This window comes from Marinobacter persicus (genome assembly GCF_900114155.1).
Classification (GTDB): domain Bacteria; phylum Pseudomonadota; class Gammaproteobacteria; order Pseudomonadales; family Oleiphilaceae; genus Marinobacter; species Marinobacter persicus.
This window is the reverse complement of record NZ_FOSC01000019.1, coordinates 1-4,404: the sequence shown is the minus strand read 5'-3', so window position 1 is coordinate 4,404 and position 4,404 is coordinate 1. Positions and strand designations below refer to the sequence as shown.

Sequence of the window (4,404 nt, the reverse complement as noted above, 5' to 3'; positions counted from 1 at the left end):
TCACTCGCTGAAATTCACGAGTTACAGCGTTATCAGGGCGCGCCCCATCAGCCTTGCAGGGCCATCAACACCTTGCTTGATGATCACATCGCTCAGGTACGGTCTCAGATAACCGATCTGCAGGTACTGGAGAAACAACTTGTGTCGCTGCGAGCAAGTTGTAACGATGATCGGGAAATTGAGGCCTGTGGGGTTCTCGAAGGGCTCAGCGAAGGAAGCATGCAGTAGTAGCCTGAAGCAGGTATGCTCAGTATTAGGGTAGCCAGCGTGGAAAGATCAATATACTTGCGTAGGTGCTGAACATCCGCTCCCTGGCGGAGTTTTTCGACAACACGGAGCCTGAGTAGTCGGCAGATAGAGCAAGCACTTCATCATGTCTTGTTTCGTTGAAAAGGCTGCATCAACTGTTGCCAGTAGTTCATTGGTAATTCGGCGCTGAAACAATACCAAGATCCTTAGTGCTGATCGCTCGCTCGGAATCGTAGTAAGCCGTGCCGTGCAAGGATCTTAGCGGCAATGGGTGAAGTGATCATTTGTATCACTGCAAAGAATGCGGCAGGAATCGCAATTTCTGAAGGTAAGCCAGATGCGGCGACAAAAGCAGCAGCAATGCTAAATTCTTTTTTGCTCACGGTGAAGAGATAGGTAATCACTTCTTTCCGGTCAGAGGTTAGCAACCGTGAGGACATTCCTATCAGGTAGCCAATCAGATTAAGACTCAGGGCTGCTCCAGCAATCAAAAAAGCGTACCAGCCATAACCAATGATAGTTTCTGCGTTTGGGCCTACTACAGCCAGTAGTATCAGAAGATATATGATTGATCCAATTCCCGCGTACGTTGAATCATGGCGTGCAAAAAAATCTGGAAATCCTGTGCGTAAGCTCACTCCAACAACAGTGGGAACGAGAACGATCAAGGCTAATTCAAAGATGATTGCCCCGAGAGGAACTTCCAGCTGTATTCCAGTCAGCCATAAAAAAACGAATGGAACAATGAATGGCGATAGTGCTGTATTGACCGCATTAAAAACGGCTGCTAAGGCAACATTCCCCCGCGCCATTAATACCAGCAGCGGAGACGAAACATCTGTCGGCAATGTGCCAAGCAACGTTTGACCTGCTGCAAGAGGTCCGTTCCCGAAAAATAAACGGCCAGTCAGAAAACCGGCAATCGACATCGGACCATAGACCAGACCTAGTGCTAAAAATTGCCTTGAAGGTTTGCGAAAGACCACTCGAACGGCATGTGCGTCGAAGGTAAGACTGATGACAAGCATCAGCAGCGCGAGCAGTGGACCGATAAAGGGCTCTAGGTGCGTTCCTAACCCTGGGAATACTAAGACCAAACCAGCTAAAGTGATAACGAACCAAACAAGATTAGACTCCACAAAATAGATGAATCTGATCATATCTTGGAGTCCACCGTGCCCGATGAGGTTGGGCGACCTTCACACTGCGCGAACAACTCGATGGCTTTGTCGCAATAAGCACAGTGCCCATCGCAGCAGTCGTGCATCAGAAACGCTATGAGATCAGCAAGTACAGGAAAAATAGCACTGTCTTCGATCAGAAGAGCGTCGTCGGTGAAAATACGGTCGTCCAGACGGTATGCGAAATGGCCATCGGTATGGCCCGGCGTGTGAATCGGCTGGAAGCTGAGCCGACCGACCTGAAAGGGCCTCCCCTCCTCAACTCCTACGTCCGTGCAGGGCAGGCAATCCATGGCAGGCGCCGCGATTTTACTGCCCGCTTTCTGCTTTAGCTCGCGGGCGGAAGTGATGTGATCGGCGTGGATATGGGTATCCAGAGTGTATTCCAGCTTGAGCCCCAGCTTTGATACCTCTGCCAGGTCGCGCTCGACCGAGTTGATAACCGGATCAATCAGGACCGCTCGTCCGGTTTCCTCGCAGCCCAGAAGATAGGTGTAAGTGCTGGATACGGGTTCATACAGTTGTCGAAAGATCATGTGTTGTTCCCTGTCTGCGTCGGCGCTTCCATCCGCAAATGCTACCATCAACCTGCATGCTGCATGGGCAACCAACCCGGCTTGCTGTGTGCTTTATGAGAAAGAAGCTGCGTATATCTGGGATAGGATCCAAGCGTGCGTCAGCGAAAACTCTAGCCGATTCCGCGGCGACGGCTGCCTGGCTGATGTCGTATTTCGGCCCAGATAAAGAGGGCAGCACCGAGGACGATCCATACGTCCGCCAGGTTGAACGATGGCCAGTGCCACTGGGCATAATGAAAATCGAGAAGATCCTCGACGTAGCCCAAGCGTAAGCGATCTGCGACATTGCCCAACGCACCGCCGAGGATAGCGCTGAGTGCGAGCCGATAACTCAGTACGCTCGGTGAACGCCAAAGCCAGTACACCAGTAACGTCGAGATAACCAAGGCCAGCCCGATGAAAAGCGGCTACTGCCAACCGCCGGCATCCGCTAGAAAGCTGAACGCCGCCCCCGTATTGTGGCGGTGGACCCAATTGAAGAAGGGCGTGACCGATACACTTTCTCCATACATAAGCATGGTACTGGCAAGGTACTTGCTAGCCTGATCCGCCAGCAGTAACAGGAGCGAGAGCCACAGCCAGCGCATCGTTTTTCTCGGCTCGTGGGCTTTCTCTGCGAGCCAATTGCCATAAGTAGACAAATTCCTTCCTCCTCACCCAATTGAAAATCTGCTCGCTATAGAGTGGCGGGCGTCATGTACCCAGCCGATGATACTGGCGAATTCGAAGAAGCAGGAGCAAGCCGAGTCCGAGTGCGATCACACCAAGGACAGGCCAATCCCTCCAGCGCACATAAGGGGTCGCACCAGTTCGCGGTGTCACCTCGACGCTGAGGCTGGCTACGCGGAACTGAGGAGCGCGCTTGAGGATCTTTCCCTCGTAGCTGACAGCTGCTGTGATACCCGTGTTCGTGGCTCGCAGTAGGTCACGTCCGGTTTCGATGGCACGCATGCGGGCCATCTGGAAGTGCTGGAGAGGGCCGAGCGAGCTGCCGAACCAGGCATCATTACTGACATTCACCAGCACCTGCGCTTCGGGCAGAAGTTCCGTGACTTCAGCACCAAAGACCGCCTCGTAGCAGATGAGTGCCCCTACGGGCACCCCTGCTGCATTCAGGACGTGCGCGTCCCGTCCCGGTGTAAAATCGGACATGGGCGCCCCGAGCACGTCGAGGGCCGAACCCAAAAACTCCCGAAACGGAACATATTCACCGAAGGGCACCAGGTGGCGTTTGTAGTAGAAGCCTGAGGGATCGGAGAGGCTTACCACTGCATTATAGGCGCGGCCATCCGCCTCGCGTACCGGGACGCCAATCATTAACAAGGTGCCTGCCTGATCGGCTAACGCCTCAAGCTCAGCAAGATATTCTTTGGCCTGGTCATGCCACATCGGGATTGCCGCTTCTGGCCAGATCACGATGTCGGCCCCGAGATGCTGCTTCGTAAGCGCCTGATAGCGCTCAATTGTGATTTCCCGGTAATCCGGGTCCCATTTCTTGTCTTGCGCGATGTTTCCTTGCAAGAGGGCGACATCGATAGGGTCAGCGGCTGGCTGCGTCCACTCGCGGTCCAGGAGCTGCAAGCCAGCGAGAGTAACGATTAACACGGCACCGGCTACCGCTGCACGGCGCAGGCTTGGGCCTAAGATAACCCACGCAAGACCGCCGGCGAACAGTGCCACCAGAAAACTCACGCCAAGCACACCAAAGACAGGAGCGATAGTGGCGAGTGTGGTGTCGGTCTGGCTGTAGCCGATAAAGAGCCAGGGAAAGCCGGTCAAGAACCAGGTGCGCATCCATTCACTCAACACCCATGCCGCCGGTAGTCCTAGCCAGAGCGCCATCGCATCCATCTCAGGTCTCAGGCGGCGCACGAGATAGGCGACGCCCCATGGGAAGAGGGCGAGCAGCGAGACAAAGGCCGCTGTGGCTAACCCCGCCACCACAGGGCCATTGCCGTACTGGCTGATGCTGATGAAGACCCAGGAGACACCTACGCCGAAGTAACCAAGGCCAAAGAGGTAGGCCGACCATAGCACCTGACGCTTTGAAGATTGCGCGGTCAGGGCAAAAAATGCAGCCAGAGCGATCATTGCAAGCCATGCCCAGCCCACAGGGGCAAAGGCAAGCGGCATGGCGCCTCCGGCAAGTAGAGCTATCCCCCTTGTTAGAAGCTCCTTGTGGCGCATGCCCGTGGAGGGTAGCGCGTACTTATCACCCAATGCTCTCGCCTCCGAAGCCAGTATCAACCCTGTGGCTCATGCTTTTTTGCTCCGCTCAATTCAGTCCGCAGCCACAGGCGTCTTCACAGGATTTACTCATGATACGGCTCCACTTGAGTATTGTCGGATTATGATTTAAAACCATATAGCCACTATAAGGTCAATAGAGCAGATAC

The 4,404-nt window shown here is 54.3% G+C and carries 4 protein-coding genes and 1 pseudogene; 1 reads left to right on the top strand and 4 read right to left on the bottom strand.

Translation table 11 applies throughout. The features are described from left to right. Positions 1-228 (top strand): MerR family DNA-binding protein (locus BMZ63_RS14770; RefSeq protein WP_177187100.1); only part of this gene is annotated, 228 nt, incomplete at its 5' end. Positions 229-455: 227 nt separating this feature from the next. Here the strand turns inward: BMZ63_RS14770 and BMZ63_RS14765 are convergent. From BMZ63_RS14765 to lnt, 4 genes and pseudogenes are all read right to left on the bottom strand, one after another. Continuing rightward, positions 456-1,409, bottom strand: a complete 954-nt coding sequence (locus BMZ63_RS14765) for a bile acid:sodium symporter family protein (RefSeq protein ID WP_058089841.1) — start codon at positions 1,407-1,409, stop codon at positions 456-458. Then, positions 1,406-1,966, bottom strand: coding sequence for an MBL fold metallo-hydrolase (locus tag BMZ63_RS14760; protein WP_011784895.1), 561 nt, complete (start codon positions 1,964-1,966; stop codon positions 1,406-1,408). Before BMZ63_RS14760 ends, BMZ63_RS14765 begins: the two co-directional genes overlap by 4 nt. Before the next feature lie 152 nt (positions 1,967-2,118). Further along, a pseudogene (lspA, locus tag BMZ63_RS14755) lies at positions 2,119-2,595 on the bottom strand (signal peptidase II). Between the two features lie 106 nt (positions 2,596-2,701). Beyond that, positions 2,702-4,141, bottom strand: coding sequence for an apolipoprotein N-acyltransferase (gene lnt / locus BMZ63_RS14750; RefSeq protein WP_011784893.1), 1,440 nt, complete (start codon positions 4,139-4,141; stop codon positions 2,702-2,704). Between the last annotated feature and the right edge of the window lie 263 nt (positions 4,142-4,404).

Excerpts from the sequence above, each read along its gene's own strand:
- BMZ63_RS14760 (WP_011784895.1), bottom strand. The coding sequence starts at position 1,966 with ATGATCTTTCGACAACTGTATGAACCCGTATCCAGCACTTACACCTAT.
- lnt (WP_011784893.1), bottom strand. The coding sequence starts at position 4,141 with ATGCCGCTTGCCTTTGCCCCTGTGGGCTGGGCATGGCTTGCAATGATC.
- BMZ63_RS14765 (WP_058089841.1), bottom strand. The coding sequence starts at position 1,409 with ATGATCAGATTCATCTATTTTGTGGAGTCTAATCTTGTTTGGTTCGTT.